The sequence below is a fragment of the Rhodopseudomonas palustris genome (assembly GCF_003226555.1).
Classification (GTDB): Bacteria; Pseudomonadota; Alphaproteobacteria; order Rhizobiales; family Xanthobacteraceae; genus Rhodopseudomonas; species Rhodopseudomonas palustris_I.
The window spans coordinates 168,829-183,177 of record NZ_QKQS01000012.1; the positions used below are offsets into that span (position 1 = coordinate 168,829).

Annotated in this window: 13 protein-coding genes and 2 pseudogenes; 1 reads left to right on the forward strand and 14 read right to left on the reverse strand. The window is 68.2% G+C overall.

What is annotated here, in order from left to right; translation table 11 throughout:
* Window positions 1-16 precede the first annotated feature (16 nt).
* The 10 genes and pseudogenes from DNX69_RS07400 to DNX69_RS07445 all read right to left on the reverse strand — a co-directional run bounded on the left by DNX69_RS07400 (window position 17) and on the right by DNX69_RS07445 (window position 10,921).
* Complete coding sequence (locus tag DNX69_RS07400) at window positions 17-412, reverse strand: hypothetical protein (RefSeq protein WP_110785370.1); 396 nt, start codon at window positions 410-412, stop codon at window positions 17-19.
* 12 nt (window positions 413-424) lie between these two features.
* Entirely contained in the window at window positions 425-709 is a 285-nt protein-coding gene (locus DNX69_RS07405) for a hypothetical protein (RefSeq protein WP_110785371.1), read from the reverse strand.
* A gap of 182 nt (window positions 710-891) precedes the next feature.
* Window positions 892-2,283: a sensor histidine kinase gene (locus tag DNX69_RS07410; RefSeq protein ID WP_110785372.1), complete on the reverse strand. Its 1,392-nt coding sequence runs from the start codon at window positions 2,281-2,283 to the stop codon at window positions 892-894.
* A 15-nt stretch (window positions 2,284-2,298) separates the two neighbouring features.
* The gene (locus tag DNX69_RS07415) at window positions 2,299-2,973 is read right to left on the reverse strand and encodes a response regulator transcription factor (RefSeq protein ID WP_110785435.1); all 675 of its coding nucleotides are present in this window, start codon (window positions 2,971-2,973) and stop codon (window positions 2,299-2,301) included.
* 118 nt (window positions 2,974-3,091) lie between these two features.
* The gene (locus DNX69_RS07420; protein ID WP_110785373.1) at window positions 3,092-3,664 is read right to left on the reverse strand and encodes a 3TM-type holin; all 573 of its coding nucleotides are present in this window, start codon (window positions 3,662-3,664) and stop codon (window positions 3,092-3,094) included.
* Window positions 3,665-3,666: 2 nt separating this feature from the next.
* Entirely contained in the window at window positions 3,667-4,431 is a 765-nt protein-coding gene (locus tag DNX69_RS07425; RefSeq protein ID WP_110785374.1) for a glycoside hydrolase family 19 protein, read from the reverse strand.
* A 130-nt stretch (window positions 4,432-4,561) separates the two neighbouring features.
* On the reverse strand, window positions 4,562-5,929 hold the full coding sequence (locus DNX69_RS07430; RefSeq protein ID WP_110785375.1) for a DUF2793 domain-containing protein: 1,368 nt from the start codon (window positions 5,927-5,929) through the stop codon (window positions 4,562-4,564).
* Between the two features lie 10 nt (window positions 5,930-5,939).
* Window positions 5,940-9,812, reverse strand: coding sequence for a baseplate multidomain protein megatron (locus DNX69_RS07435; RefSeq protein ID WP_110785376.1), 3,873 nt, complete (start codon window positions 9,810-9,812; stop codon window positions 5,940-5,942).
* Window positions 9,813-9,993: 181 nt separating this feature from the next.
* A pseudogene (locus DNX69_RS07440) lies at window positions 9,994-10,447 on the reverse strand (hypothetical protein).
* On the reverse strand, window positions 10,448-10,921 hold the full coding sequence (locus tag DNX69_RS07445; protein WP_110785377.1) for a MarR family winged helix-turn-helix transcriptional regulator: 474 nt from the start codon (window positions 10,919-10,921) through the stop codon (window positions 10,448-10,450). It lies immediately after the preceding pseudogene.
* Window positions 10,922-11,075: 154 nt separating this feature from the next.
* Between DNX69_RS07445 and DNX69_RS07450 the strand changes: the two genes are divergently transcribed.
* Window positions 11,076-11,543, forward strand: a complete 468-nt coding sequence (locus DNX69_RS07450) for a hypothetical protein (RefSeq protein ID WP_110785436.1) — start codon at window positions 11,076-11,078, stop codon at window positions 11,541-11,543.
* A 39-nt stretch (window positions 11,544-11,582) separates the two neighbouring features.
* Here the strand turns inward: DNX69_RS07450 and DNX69_RS26585 are convergent.
* The 4 genes and pseudogenes from DNX69_RS26585 to DNX69_RS07470 form a co-directional block, all read right to left on the reverse strand.
* Window positions 11,583-11,708, reverse strand: a pseudogene (locus DNX69_RS26585) (GFA family protein); the annotation flags it as partial.
* Window positions 11,663-12,139: an NlpC/P60 family protein gene (locus tag DNX69_RS07460; protein ID WP_110785378.1), complete on the reverse strand. Its 477-nt coding sequence runs from the start codon at window positions 12,137-12,139 to the stop codon at window positions 11,663-11,665. The gene DNX69_RS07460 and the pseudogene DNX69_RS26585, both read right to left, overlap by 46 nt.
* A gap of 39 nt (window positions 12,140-12,178) precedes the next feature.
* A complete protein-coding gene (locus tag DNX69_RS07465) occupies window positions 12,179-13,090 on the reverse strand; it encodes a DUF2163 domain-containing protein (protein WP_110785379.1) in 912 nt (303 codons plus the stop codon).
* Window positions 13,091-13,216: 126 nt separating this feature from the next.
* Window positions 13,217-14,344, reverse strand: a complete 1,128-nt coding sequence (locus tag DNX69_RS07470) for an acyl-CoA dehydrogenase family protein (RefSeq protein WP_110785380.1) — start codon at window positions 14,342-14,344, stop codon at window positions 13,217-13,219.
* Window positions 14,345-14,349 lie beyond the last annotated feature (5 nt).

The window sequence follows — 14,349 nt, forward strand, 5'->3', positions numbered from 1 at the left end:
CAGGCAGCGAAGCCCTTTATCGGCGCGGAGGGTTGCGGGACTCAGAATTGCCTTTGCCAAAAACGTATCCGAGTGCGCCGCTCATCAGTGCGAAGGCCGCGGTGGTGACCTTATCCAAGATCGCCAGCTCTTTATCGGAAACCGTCGCCAGCACAACTGCGAGAACGACGATCAAAGCACTGATCACAATGACAAAAAATGCGATACGCGTGGGTGCGTTAACGTGGTCGCCGATAATGCGGCCAACCCATCCGACTTCCAGTTCCTTTTTTTTTTGCTCTGCTTCTAATCGTCTTCGCTCATCGAACTCCCTCCGCACCTCTTGCGTGAGGGTGGGAAGATTCTGGATCAGATTCTTCAGAAGCTGCTCTTCAGCGTCCGAACCGGCAGAAGAACCCGAACGGTCACCCATACCGGCCTCTGCTTACGCCGTCGGAACAAGACCAGCGCGCAGTTTCGGCAAAATGGTTTGGATAAACCGTTCCGAGAATCCCGCTGTAGCGAGCGCAGCTTCCGCCCGAGGAACTTGACCTTTCAGGATCAGGTCGATGGCATCGACGAGCGCCGACTGTTGGGGCGGGGTTGCTCCCAGATCGGCGAGCTTCGCGCGCACGGTCTCGGCTGCCGCCCGGGCAGAGTCAGAGCCGGCACCGTCCTCAACAGGATCGTTTATCATTTCGGCAGTCCTGCTTAATGCAACCGCGTGCATTGACAGCTCCTGTCTGAGGCAAAATCGATAACGGAACCTTACGTCACCACCGCAGCAGGTGACGGCGTTCTTGAGTCGCACAGTTCCAAAATCGCCCACAGGTTGTCAATACGACTTGGTTACAACCTAGTTTGCGGACTAACGTCAGGCGGATCGAAAGGTTTCGGCGCGATCTGGGTTGCTCATGCCGCAGGCAGGATCAGCTCGGCGCGCAGGCCGCCGATCGGGGCGTTGTCGAGCTTCAGCTCGCCGCCGTAAAGCGCTGCAAGATCAACCACAATGGCCAGGCCAAGGCCGGAGCCGGGCTTGCTCTCGTCGAGCCGCTTGCCGCGCCGGGCGACGATCGCGCGCTGCTCGGCGGACAGCCCGATGCCGTCGTCGTCGACCACGATCCGCAGCTTCGGCGGCGCCCCGGGCTCGTCGGCCTTCTCGCTGCTGACGGCAATGAACACCCGTCCCCCTGCCCATTTGCAGGCATTATCGACCAGATTGCCGACCATCTCCTCGAGGTCCTGGCGCTCGCCGCGGAACTTGAGCCCGGAGGCGACCTCGGCGCGGACCTGGATGCCGCGGTCGCGGTGGATCTTCTCCATGGTCCGGCGCAGCGCCTCGATCACCGGCTCGACCTCGGTGACGGTGCCGACCACGGTGAGCCGCGCCGCGATCCGGGCGCGCTCCAGATGATGGGTGACCTGGCTGCGCATCAGCTCGGCCTGCTCCATCACCTTCGCCGCCAAGGGATCGCCCGGCCGGGCGCTGGCCTCGTTGACCAGCACCGACAGCGGCGTCTTGATCGCATGCGCAAGATTGCCGACATGGGTGCGGGCGCGCTCGACGATCTCGCGATTGGCCTCGATCAGCGCGTTGGTCTCGCGCGCCAGCGGCGCGATCTCGACCGGGAACTGGCCTTCCAGCCGCTCGGCGCGTCCGGAGCGGACATCGGCGATCGAGTCCGAGATCCGCTTCAGCGGTGCAAGGCCGAACCGGACCTGGAAGATCGTGGTCAGCACCAGCCCGATCGACAGCGCCAGGAAGGTGCCGGCCAGATAGTAGTCGAAAGTGCGGGTCTCTTCGAAGATCTCGGTGGCGTCGCCGGCGACGGTGACCACGAACTTGCCGTCGAGGCCGAGGTCGACCGGCCGCTCGACCATCCGCAGCGTCTGGCCTTCCGGCCCGGCGACATAGCCGTGCCGCACGCCGGACGGGCCGAGCTCGATGCCCTGATCCTCGAGCCTGGGCAGCTTGCGGTCCCACAGCGACCGCGAGGCGCGGGTCTCCGGCTTGTCGCCGTCGGTGCGGACCACCTGCCAGTACCAGCCGGACAGCGGCAGATCGAACAGCGGCTCGCCGATCGACTGAAACGATTCCTGGGTGGCGTCCGGAGTCGCGACCTCGGCGATGATGGTGCGCAGATAGAGATTGAGCCGGCGGTCGAACGCGCGTTCGGAGGCGCCGCGATACACCGACGACAGCACGATGCCGGTGATCGCCAGGATCACCACCACCCAGGCGGTCGCCGACAGAAACAGCCGGGTGGCGAGTGAGCTGCCGCGGCGGGAGGGTTTGGCGGTCACCGCGACGCCGGCGCGCTAATGCGCGTCCGCCGCCGGCGGCGACAGCAGATAGCCGAGCCCGCGCACGGTCTGGATGATGTCGACGCCGAGCTTCTTGCGGATGCGGCCGACGAACACTTCGATGGTGTTGCTGTCGCGGTCGAAGTCCTGATCGTACAGGTGCTCGACCAACTCGGTGCGCGACACCACCCGGCCGGAGTGGTGCATCAGATAAGCCAGCAGCCGATATTCGTGGCTGGTCAGCTTCACCGGATTGCCGCTGACGCTGACCCGGCCGGTGCGGGTGTCGAGCACCACCGGGCCGCAGGTCAGTTCGGATTGCGCGTGGCCGGCACTCCGCCGCAGCAGCGCCCGGATCCGCGCCAGCACCTCTTCGAGGTGAAACGGCTTGGCGACGTAGTCGTCGGCGCCGGCGTCGAAGCCCTGCACCTTGTCGCTCCAGCGGTCCCGCGCGGTGAGGATCAGCACCGGCATCGCGCGTTGATTCCGCCGCCATGCCTCCAGCACCGAGATGCCGTCCATCTTCGGCAGGCCGATATCGAGCACCACCGCGTCGTAGGGTTCGGTGTCGCCGAGGAAGTGCCCCTCCTCGCCGTCGAAGGCGCGATCGACGACGTAGCCGGCGTCGGTCAGCGCGGTGGTGAGCTGGCGATTGAGATCGGGGTCATCTTCGACGACGAGCAGACGCACCTTCAACTCCGGTCGTTTGATCCACTGGCAGGCGAACGCTGACAGGGTGACGGCATGAAGGCATGAAGATGAGCGGCGGCGGGGTGAATGCGCCGTGAACGATGGCGCACGCGCCGGATTACTTTTTCTTCACGACCGCTTTGGCCAGCCTGTCGATCACGCTCGGGCTGTCCTGCCCGGTGGCAGCGCAAACCTTTTCACGGGTCCGGCCGCTGACGTAGACGCCTAGCACGCCGAATCGGAAACCCCAATAGGCGACCAAGAGCGCGGTGGCGCCGATCAGCGCGTTGATGGTGGCGACATCCCCGGTCCAGAATTCGTGCACCAGCACCGCCCACAGCGCGGCGCATTCGGCGGTCAGCTCGAACGCGTAGGCCGGCCGCCACCAGCGCTGCACCGGATCGCTCGCGACCAGTTCGGCGCGGATCGTCGCCTGGGTCTCGGAGATGGCGATCCGCTGGGTCTCCGCCTCGGCGCGGATCGCCTCGCACCAGCGCAGCTCGGCCTCGGCGATCTGGTCAGGGACAGCCGTCGGCAGCGATGCCTGCACCGCGTCCGGCGTCGGCGACGGCGCGCCCAGCGCCTCCGACAGAATCTTGCCGGCCGCGCCGCCGAGCGGCCCGCCGAGCGCGCTGCCGAGCACCGGAGCGCCGAGCGCAATCACCTGTTTGGCGAGATCGGCCCAATCCATGATCAGTCCCTCCTGAAAGCCGCGACCAGCGCGGCGATGAGTTGGCTCCACCGAGACGATGAAGGCGGCGTGGGTTGCGGTCGCGGCGGCGCATCCGCGGGCAGGTCGGGCGCGAGCGGCGGCGATGCGATCACCGCTGGCGTCGCGGACAACTCCGCCCGCCATTTGGTCAGCCACGCCTTGCGCTCGGCGAGCCCGATGGTGCCGCCATTGAGCCGCCGGGTGACGCCGACCACATCGTCGGCCCGCGCGAACGGCAGGCAGCCGCAGGCGACAAAATCGGCGACGCCGCACAGCAGAAAGTAGCGCGGATCGAGCAGCAGATCCGGCTCGTTCACCACGTCGAGACCGGTAAGCGCGGCGAGCCGCGCGTAGCCCTCGCGGCCGGTGGTCTGAGCCGCGCCGCGCCCGCGATACGTCCAGCCGTTGTCGGAGCCGGCGCGATTGCCCATCCGGCCGTTGTAGACCTTGTTGGCGAGCGCCCGCGGATTGTGCGCATACGGCTCCGCACTCGCCCGCGTCGGAAACCGCGACGGCCAAACCTGCATCATCCGCGCCGCGGTGTAGTTCAGGTTCTCGACCACGTCGCGCCCCGCCCCGCATTCGTGGCTGAGTTGCGCCATCACATGCGCGGCCAGATCCGGCGTATCGATACCGAACCGCGCGAATACGCTCTCGGAGGCCGCGGCGGTGCCGGCAATCAGTCTAGCCACGCGCCGATCGCCCTGCGGCCACATCCGCCGCAGCAGGGATTCGTCGATTTTCATGGTCGCCCTCGTGAAGTCGAAACAACCGTCATTGCGAGCGAAGCGAAGCAATCCAGCAGCGCAGTGCACGGCGCTGGATTGCTTCGTCGCTTCGCTCCTCGCAATGACGCGGAGTTGAGATGCCGCGTAACTACCCAATCGCGCCGCGCGAGCCGAGCAGCGCCGCCGACTCGGCGTACATCTGAAACAGCGCGACGTTGACCGAAGCGGCGGTGCTGCCGTTGTTCATCCACAGATGCGGAGTGAGGAATTGAGTGGCGACCGGCAGATCGCTGGTCACCACGCCGCTTGCGACATCGCCGGAATTCAGCCGCTCGACGCGGCAGCGGATCTCGCCGCCGTTCGGCTCCGCGGATAGTAACAGCTCGTAAAGATCCTGCCCGCCCGTGGTCGGGAAGCCGCCACCGAGGCTGGTCTTGGTCGCCGCACCGCTGCCATCGTTCGTAAGCAGCGACAGCGTCGTATCCCCGGAGTCGAAGCCGACGCCGATCAGGTTGAGCAGTGTGCTCGGATTGGCATTGCCGATCGGGCTCGCCGAGCCATACAGCCCGGCGAACAGCCGGCAGTTGGTCTGAAACCACTCGATGCCGAACCGCATCAGCAGATAGAACCCGCCAAGGCTCGTGGCATTGCCGCGCCATAGCGTCAGTGCCGATCCGCAAGCGCCGGCTGACGCGCCGGCACTCGCAGAGGATACGAGATCGAGCCGCGGCGACGACAGGAACAGATTGCCGGCCGAGGGACCGACCGCGGTCGCCGTGCCGGTGAGCGTGGCGCCGAGACCGACCATATCGAGCGTGGTACTGCCCGGCCGCGGCGACCATTGCATCGGCTGCCGGCGCCGCGCGTCCTTCAGATCGAGCCGGCCGTGCAGCGCCGCCCATCCGCGCAGGCCAGCATAGTAATTCGCCGCATCCGGCGTCAGCTTGACGACGAAGTCGTCGCTGCCGAACAGCCCGAACAACGCCCGCGTGCTCCAATTGTCCTGCAGGATCAGGCCGGCGTCTTTCGCGGCGGCGCTCTTGTTAATGATCACGCGCATATGGCCGCTGCCGGGCGTAACGTCGTCGTTGGACAGCAGTACGTTGTCGGACTTCACCGACAAGCGCCGACTGGAATCCGCCGTGGTGTTGACGCCGAGCAGTGGCAGGTTCTGGAACGCCGCCAGCGCGTTCACCCACGCCGCGCCGCTCCATGCCAGCAGCGTCTGCGTCGACAGATCATAGGCGAGCCAGCCTGGGCTCGGCGCAAAGAACCGCCAGTCGCCGTCGTAGTACGCGGCGACCTGCCCGCTCTTGCCCGCCCACGCGCCGCCGGCGCTGGCCGCCACGATCCAGCGCTGCCCCTCGCTTGGCGACGGGGGCGGCACGCTCAGCGCCGACGACAGCACCGCGAGCTGCACCAGGCCGTCGAGGCTGAACAGCGCCTCGTTGTGGGTGACGTGCTTCTGCGCCTGGCTCGCCTCGATCAGAGGCAGGCCGAGATTGGCAGTGGTCATGATCAAATCCTCACAGCACGACAGTAGCGGTAGCGGCGAAACCCGGGCCGACGGTCGCTGAGAGTTGCGCGACCCGGAGCGTGAGCGCGGCTTGCGGCGCGCCGAAATCGGCGAGCTCGTCGGCGGCGGCGTACAGCGCCATCGGCACCGCGCTTTGCATCGACCGCACGACTGCGCCGCTAGGCCCGAGGATATCGACCGCATAGGCCTCGTTGTCTTCGCCGAGCGGCACTTCGACGCCCCAGCCGTCGCCGTCGATCCGGGTGCGGCGGATCCAGCCGATGCGGACGCCGTCCGCAACGCGGCGCGCGGTCAGATGTACTGGCGCCAGCGGCCGCAGCGCAGTCGGGCCCAGCGTCACCGTCAGGTCGACCGCGCTCGGATCGTCATGACTGCGTCCCGCCGCGACGATACGCAGGCGCAGGCTGCGGCCGAGCGCCGACAGCCCGCGCGCGATCGGCACCAGATGGGTATCGAGCAGCACGAACCGCGCGCCGGCGGCGACATGATCGCGCATCACGCTGTCGCTGCCGGCCTGCCCGCGCAAGAGATGCGACAAGCGATAAATGTTGCCGTCGATCAGTTCGGCGTGGGCGAATTGCAGGATCTCCCAATCGCCGTCGGACGTCTGCACCGCCGCGGCGTTGCCGCCGGCCAGCACCCGCAGCGCCGACAGCGACGCCAGCGCACCGCCGGCGATCTGCACGCGGAAGGTCGTGACGCGATCCCACCGCGCCAGCGGCCCGCGCGGCAGCGGATCGAGCGTGGTGCCGATGATGGTGCGCGCCGGCGCGCTCGCCAGCGGCTGATAGCTGGCGCCATCGGCGGAGACGTAGATCGTCTCCGCCACAGGCCACGGATTGGCGAACACCGCGAGCCGTGTCAGCACGTCCGGCGCCGCGGCATCGATCACCGGCAGATCGAGCGCGATGACCTCGGCCGGACCGAGCGCCGGCGGAATGGCCGCTGTGGCCGGCCGCGGCGTCCGCTGCGGCAGCGCGAACACGTCGGGATCGATGCTGCGCGCCGTGACCTGCCGCATGTCGGTGTCGACCACCTCGTCGATCTCGAACAGCCGCCGCCGGCCAGCGAGCGACAGCGCCACGACATCGCCGGGCGCCAGCCGCAGATGCTGCCGGCCGAGCGCGAGGCTGGCACGCTCGCGGCCGGCCCACAGATCCTGCAGCACGATCTCGGCGCGCCGGGTCGCCGCAGCGTCGTTGGTGACGACCGCCAGATCGGCCTTCACCATCCGCGCCGCGCCGCCGACGAGCCGGCGCGAGCTAGCGGCGGCGCGGCGATAATCGGCCAACGCATCACTATAGGCGATCGCGGTTTCGCGCGGCAGCTCGGTCTCCTGCGCCCGCGTCAGCCGCCACGGCGCGCCCTTGTCGGGTAGCACCAGATCGTCCTCGGTCAGTTCGATCACCGGCGCGCCGCCGCGCTGCACGAAGCGCAACACGCCATCGGCCGCGGCGGCATTGAAACTGTAAGCCAGCGCCAGCGGCTCGATCATCGCCCGCGGTGCCATCGGCCGGTCGACCACATAGCCGTCGCAGCCCTCGCGCAGATCGCTGCTGTCGACGCCACTGACACCGGCATCGGCGAGCAGCGCGGCGATCAGCGCATCCAGCGGTGCGCCGCCGAGCCGGCCGGTGAGCCAGTGCCCGCTGGTCCAGTTCGGCGCGTCGTTCCACACATCGCTCGCAGCCGGAAACACCGGATAGGGCCGCGCATCCCAGGTCCACAAATGGATCACCGACAGGTCGATCATCCGGCCGCCATACAGCGGCGACACAGGATTGCGGGCCTCGGCGCTGAACGCCGTGATCAGGCATTCGAGATAACGGCGCTGGATCAGATCGTCGCGCTCGCCGCTGGAGAAATACGGCGCGAAGTTCTCGCTAGATTTCAGATCGGGAAACACGCTCGGCTGATTGGCGCCCTTGTCGACGGCCGGGCAGCCGACCTCGGTCAGCCACACCGGCTTGCTCATCGGCACCCAGCCGGTCGGCGACGCGAGCTCACTGCCGCCGACCCGCTCGACATGCGGCTGCGACCAGAAGCTGCGGATATCCTTGACGCGGTGGATCCACGGCTTGCCGAGCCCGTCGGTGATCGGCACCCGCGCCTGCCCGGTGCGTGCCGCCGCGTCCGGGTAGTACCAGTCGTAGCCCTCCCCGGCTTCGACATTGGCGGCGAGATAGCCGCGATCGTAGGTGGTGGCGGCAATCGCCGAATCCAGATGGCCGGCATCGTCACGCCAGTCGGCCAGCGGCGCGTAGTAATCGATACCGATCGCGCCGATCGCGGGCGAGGCCCACAGCGGGTCGAGCGGAAACCGGATCTCGGATGCGTCCGGCGTCACCACGTCGGCGCCGTATTCGGTCCAATCCGCTCCATACGTGACCAGCGTGCCGCCGCCGACGATCGCCTTGACGTCAGCGGCAAGCGCGACGAGCTGCTGCACCGCCGGGTACACGCCGGGCGCCGAGCGTACCCGCGTCAGCGACCGCAGCTCCGAGCCGATCAGGAACGCATCGACGCCGCCGGCACCGGCGCAGAGCTGCGCGTAGTGCAGGATCATGCGGCGATAATTCCAGGTGCCGCCGGCGAAGAATTGCGCGACCTGCGCGGCAGCCGTCGCCGTGCCCTGCGGCGAGCCCGGCACGCCCGGCGCCGGATCGCAACTGATGCGGCCGCGCCAGGGATAAGGCGGCTGCGGCGCCGCGCCGGTCCACGGATTGGGAAGGCCGTTGCCGGCCGGCACGTCCATCACCACGAACGGATAGAACGTGATCTTCAGGCCGCGCGCTTTCAGTTCGCCGATCAGATGCACCACGGTGTCGTCGGACGGCGTGCCGCCATAGGCCGGCCGTCCATCGACCTGCGAGATCAGCCGTGCGCTGGCCCGCGTCGCGCCGGCCACCGACCAGGAGCCCTGATCGAGCTTCTTGTCGCGGCGCTCGACGCCGGGCTCGACCGTGCAGGCCTGCGCCCGCAGATCGGTGCCGAACCACGCGACCACCAGCGCGACGCGCTGTAGTCCCGGACAAACGCCCTGCAGATCGTCGAGCGAGCCGAGCACATCGGACGCCGCATAAGCGACATGGCGGTTCTCCGGTGCCGCACTGCCGGCGCCGAGCACTTGCACCCGCGTCGCCGGCTCGTAGCCGAATTCGGTGGTGCCGGGGATCAGCGTTACCGCGCGGGTGATCTGTTCGAGCAGGCCGATCGGCCGCACGATCTCGAACGACAATTGCGGCAGACGGTTGCCGAAATCGGCCAGCGGCAACCGCTCGAACACCACGTAAGCGAGCCCGCGATAGGCCGGCGCATTGCCGGCGCCTTCCTTGGCGACGATCAGCCCGTCCGGCGCCTGATCCTCTGTGCCGCGATGGACGCGAACGTTGAGGCCGGTCAGATCGAGCGGCTTGCCGTCGGCCCAGATCCGCGCCACCCGGCCGATCGGCCCTTCGCACAGCCCGACCGCGAAATTGGCGAAGTAACTGTAGGTCGTGGTGGTGGTCGTGGTCTGCCCGCCCCCGCCGCCGCCAAAGCCCTTGCCGCCGCCTCCGCCGCCGGTGGTGCTTTGCTCGACGCTGATCACCTCCTCGAGCGCGGTCGCCCAGATCACCTGGCCGGCGAGCCGGGCGCGGCCATACACCCGGGGGATCGGCGCGCCTTCGGTCGAGGCCATCAGGTCGAGATCGGCGAGCCGCGGCCCTTCGACCGTGCGCGACGTATCGGTGCTGCCGCCGAACAGCGACTGATCGAGCGCATTGCCGATCAGCGCTCCTGCGATCCGCCCGGCAATCGCGCCGACAGGACCGAACAGCGCGCCGGCCGCAGCGCCGGCGACGGAAAGAACGAGAGCTGCCATGGGAGCACGCCTTCGGCGATTGGTGAACGCGACGGCCATCGGCCGGACGCGAAACGCCCGGGCGGAAGTGTCCGGCCCGGGCGTCAGAATTCTCAATCAGGTTCAGGGTGCGAAGACGAACGATATGTTCGAACTAACAGGCATCACGGCCTCGACGTCACCGCAGGTAGTCAGCGATCGTTCACCGCGCCGCAGCCGACAGGCCGAACCGCCGCGTCAGCCGGAAGCCATCGCGAATGCTGAGGCCGATCAGCGTCAGGTTGATCGCGCCGGCGATCAGCTCCACCGCCTGCACCACCGTGAAGATCTGGTCGAACTGACCGGCGGCGGCGCCGCTGCTGCAGCAGGATCGCGCACGGCACCAGCACGGCGATGCCGTTGACGGCGATGAACGGCATCCGCCAGCGCTTGGCGGCGACGACCGGGTGCGGGGACTTGCCGCCGAGCTTGAAGCCGCTGGCGCCAGCGAGCGCGATCGCCGGGATCAGCACCGCGAGGCCCCACAGGATGCGCAGCTTGACGGCGGCGATCTGCGCCTCGTCGCCGCCGAGTTCGACCACGAGAGTCGAGGTCCAGAACACGAGGATGGTGAGAAACGCGATGATACCCGCAATCGGGTGCAGCCTCTTGATCATTTACGAGCTCCTGTCACTGAACTGACTGTCGAGCCGATCGCGAAGCGCGGTCAGCATTTCCCTGGTCTTACGAAGCTGGCGCGGATCACTGCCCGCGATCATCGCGTCGGCGACCGGTGCCCACAGCTCGCTCGCCTGCTTGAACACGCGCTCGCCGCGCGGCGTCAGCACCACCAGCTTGGCGCGCTTGTGCGCCGGGTTCGGCGCGAAGCCGACCAGCCCGGCTTCGGCCAGCTCGTCGACGATCCGCTGCACCGATTGCCGGGCCAGGCCCATGTTGTCGGCGAGCCGCGCCACCGAGAACGTGCCGCGGCCGTGGGCGACCGAGCCCAGCACCTGCCAGCGCGCGCTGGTCAGCCCGAGCGGCTTCACCAGCGCATCGCCGAACCTGATCAGCGCACCGTTGAGCCGGAAGACTTCCAGCACGAGAGCGTTGGCGGGATGGTCGAACGGGGTTTCTGTCGCCTGCGTCATGACAGCACCCTGTCATTTTGACAGCTTACTGTCAAGATGCTTAGCCGCCCCCTGCCGGGCGGACGCGACGGAAGTTCAATGCCGGCGGCGTTGACGGAGTTCGCGGCATTTGCATCGTACCGGCTTGGGCGAACCGGCCGGTCAGGATGAGACGATGGACTTTCTAGCGAGCGTAGTCGTAGCGATCGTCGCCTATGGCGCGGTGTATTTCATCGGCAAGCCGGTGGTGGCGCTGCAGGCCAAGCGGATCGAAGTGCTCGACGTCGCCGAGCGCTACTCCGGCGTCGAGGCCGGCGCGCCCGAGGAGACCCGCGACGCCGCCGTCAAGGCGCTGTTCGAAGCCGGCACCGCGCTGCGCGCCTATCAGCGCGGCTGGTCGACCGCGGTCCGGCTGTGGTGCTGGGTGTGGGGCTACGATCTCGATCTCGCCGTGCAGGCGCTGTACGGCCTCGCCGAAGGCCCGCGCGCCAAGATGGTGATCCCGCCGGAGGCCCGCCGCAACACGCTGAATGCGCTGTACGTCGCGCTCGGTGCCGCGGGGCACCTGCCGCCCGAAACCGTCGACGCCATCAAACGCATGATCGCCGAGACCAAGGCCGCCAACGCCAAGGCGCACGCCTGAAGCTGATCGGCCCGACTTGCTGACCTTGCGCGCGCGCCGTCACTCCGAAGCGATGAAGCGCAGCTTGCCGGCGCGCCGCGTCGGCTGGCCAATGTCGTTGGTATGGTCGATGCCATCTATCACCGGCACCTCGGTGAAATCGAACGGGCTCTTGGACCTCCCACACCGGGAAACGTGAACGCATAAGCGAGCCGGCGGCGCCACCATGGCGTGATCTCGACTTCGCACACCGCGGCGCCATCGTGGGCGTGGATCATCGTCGTGGTAGAGCTTGCAATGGCGGCGTGCTTGGCGACGCAGCCGTCGCGCCAGCGGAACAGCAATACGTCGCCTTTGCCGAATGCATCGCACGGCACCGGCACGAGATGGCGCAGCGCCGCGGCCGCCAGGGTCTCGTCGCCGCCGGCTTCGGCCCAATCCGGCGCGTAAGGCGGCGGCGCTTCCGGCTCCTCGCCCAGGCAATTGCGCCACACCCCGCGCACCAGGCCGAGGCAATCGCAGCCGATGACCTTCACCGACGCCTGATGCCGATAGCGCGTGCCGATCCAGCTCCGCGCTTCGGCGACCAGCGCATCGCGGTCGAGTAGCTGATCCATCGTGCCCTCGCTCGATTGAGTGATGAGATCGTGACGCGGTCACAGATCGCCGCGTAGTACCGGGCCGATCGGCTCGCCGGTGTTGCCGGGCGCGCCCGGCACCGGATAGCTGACGACGAAATCGTTGCCCGGGATCTGCGGGAAGCCGCGGAAATTGTCGCTGTTAGCAAAGCGGTCGCGGCAGGTCGCAAACAGCTTGTCGCAGCCGGCGGTGACCACGAAGCCGTCGCCGGGCGCGATCGGCTCGGCCGTCGCCTGCCACAGCGACAGCCGCACCTCGCCGCCGACGAGGCGGTGCTGCTTGATCTCGACCGCGGCGCCTTGATTGGCGCCGCTGCGCCAGCTCAGCCGGCCGGCGGTGAACAGGCCGGGCGCAAAGCCGTCGAGGCCGGAGACCGTGATGGTCGACGTCCCCGGCGCCGCAACGACGAGGCCCTCGCCGCGCCGCGCCGGACTGCCGAGATCAACGCGGCAGCGCGCGTCGCCGAGATCGGCATTGCAGCTCGCGGTGTAGAGCCGGCCGGTCTCCTGCGACAACAGATCGGCGAGCCCGCGCAGCTCCGCCGTGAAGGCACGGCCCTCGCGCCGCACTTCGCCGAGCGTGCCGCGCGCGGTCAGCACCCGCAGCTCGGGCTCGCTCCAATCCACCAGCCAGCTCTCGATCGCGGCGGCGTCAAAGCGTCCGGCGGCAAGATCGGCCTCGCGCAGCAGATCGTCGTCGAGCGCCCCGGAAATCTCCGCGCCATCAACCGACAGATCGAACCGCTGCGACGCCTCCGACGCCGAGAACCCGGTGCCGGCGCGGCAGCTCACACCTTCGATGACGAGATCGCGGTCGTGATCGGTGAAGCCGAGCACGACGCCGTCGCGCCGCCGCACGATCCAGCATTGCGCCAGCGTGGTGACGCCGCCGTCGAGCCTCGCCTGCAACGCATCCGGAATGCTGCGCATGGGGAGCTCCTCGATGGCGCGCGACAACGCATCCGCCGGGGCAATGCGATGCCCCGCGGACGATGTCGCATGAGCGGACCGGCGACGGCGACGAGCGCCGCGCCGGGACCGGGGATGTCGGTCAGATCAGAGGTTGCGTGCGATCACGATGCGCTGGACGTCGCTGGTGCCTTCGTAGATCTGGCAGACGCGAACGTCGCGATAGATCCGCTCGACCGGGAAGTCCTTCAAGTAACCGTAGCCGCCGAGCGTCTGGATCGCCGACGAACACACCGCCTCGGCGGTCTCGGAGGCGAGCAGCTTGGCCATCGAGGCTTCGGTCAGGCACGGCAGCCCGGCTTCGCGCAGGCTGGCGGCGTGCAGCACCATCTGCCGCGCGGCGGCGATGCGGGTCGCCATGTCGGCAAGCCGGAACGCCACCGCCTGGTGCTCGATGATCGGCTTGCCGAAGGTGACGCGGTCGCGCGCGTAATCGCGGGCCGCCTCGAACGCGGCGCGCGCCATGCCGACCGCCTGCGAGGCGATGCCGATCCGGCCGCCTTCGAGATTCGACAGCGCGATCTTCAGCCCCTCGCCTTCGGCGCCGAGCCGCAGATCGGCGGGAATCCGCATGTCGTTAAAGGCGAGCTGGCAGGTGTCGGACGAATGTTGGCCGAGCTTGTCCTCGACCCGCACCACCTCATAGCCGGGCGTATCGGTCGGCACGATGAAGGCGGTGATGCCCTTCTTGCCGGCCGACGGATCGGTAACGGCAAACAGGATGATCAGCTGGCCGTTCTGCCCCGAGGTGATGAACTGCTTGGCGCCGTTGATGACGTAGGCATCGCCGTCGCGGCGCGCGGTGGTGCGCAGGTTCGAGGCGTCGGAGCCCGCCTGCGGCTCGGTCAGCGCAAAGCCGCCGATCCACTCGCCGCTGGCGAGCTTGGGCAGGAAGCGCTGCTTCTGCTCCTCGGTGCCGAATTTCAGGATCGGCATGCAGCCAACCGAGGAATGCACGCTGACGATGGTCGAGCACGCGCCGTCACCGGCGGCGATCTCTTCCAGCGCCAGGGTGTAGGCCACCATGCCGGTGTCGGAGCCGCCATAGGCTTCCGGCACCAGCATGCCGAGAAAGCCGAGCTGGCCCATCTCGGTGAGTTCGGCGCGCGGAAACGCATGCGCGGCATCGCGCGCCGCCGCGGTCGGAGCGAGACGCTCGCGGGCGAAGTCGCGCGCGGTGTCGCGGATCTGGGTCTGCAACTCGTTGAGGATCATGATGC

Coding starts and splice junctions, on each gene's coding strand:
- DNX69_RS07470 (WP_110785380.1), bottom strand. CDS start 14,344: ATGATCCTCAACGAGTTGCAGACCCAGATCCGCGACACCGCGCGCGAC.
- DNX69_RS07400 (WP_110785370.1), bottom strand. CDS start 412: ATGGGTGACCGTTCGGGTTCTTCTGCCGGTTCGGACGCTGAAGAGCAG.
- DNX69_RS07465 (WP_110785379.1), bottom strand. CDS start 13,090: ATGCGCAGCATTCCGGATGCGTTGCAGGCGAGGCTCGACGGCGGCGTC.
- DNX69_RS07425 (WP_110785374.1), bottom strand. CDS start 4,431: ATGAAAATCGACGAATCCCTGCTGCGGCGGATGTGGCCGCAGGGCGAT.
- DNX69_RS07460 (WP_110785378.1), bottom strand. CDS start 12,139: ATGGATCAGCTACTCGACCGCGATGCGCTGGTCGCCGAAGCGCGGAGC.
- DNX69_RS07420 (WP_110785373.1), bottom strand. CDS start 3,664: ATGGATTGGGCCGATCTCGCCAAACAGGTGATTGCGCTCGGCGCTCCG.
- DNX69_RS07405 (WP_110785371.1), bottom strand. CDS start 709: ATGCACGCGGTTGCATTAAGCAGGACTGCCGAAATGATAAACGATCCT.
- DNX69_RS07445 (WP_110785377.1), bottom strand. CDS start 10,921: ATGACGCAGGCGACAGAAACCCCGTTCGACCATCCCGCCAACGCTCTC.
- DNX69_RS07450 (WP_110785436.1), top strand. CDS start 11,076: ATGGACTTTCTAGCGAGCGTAGTCGTAGCGATCGTCGCCTATGGCGCG.
- DNX69_RS07430 (WP_110785375.1), bottom strand. CDS start 5,929: ATGACCACTGCCAATCTCGGCCTGCCTCTGATCGAGGCGAGCCAGGCG.
- DNX69_RS07435 (WP_110785376.1), bottom strand. CDS start 9,812: ATGGCAGCTCTCGTTCTTTCCGTCGCCGGCGCTGCGGCCGGCGCGCTG.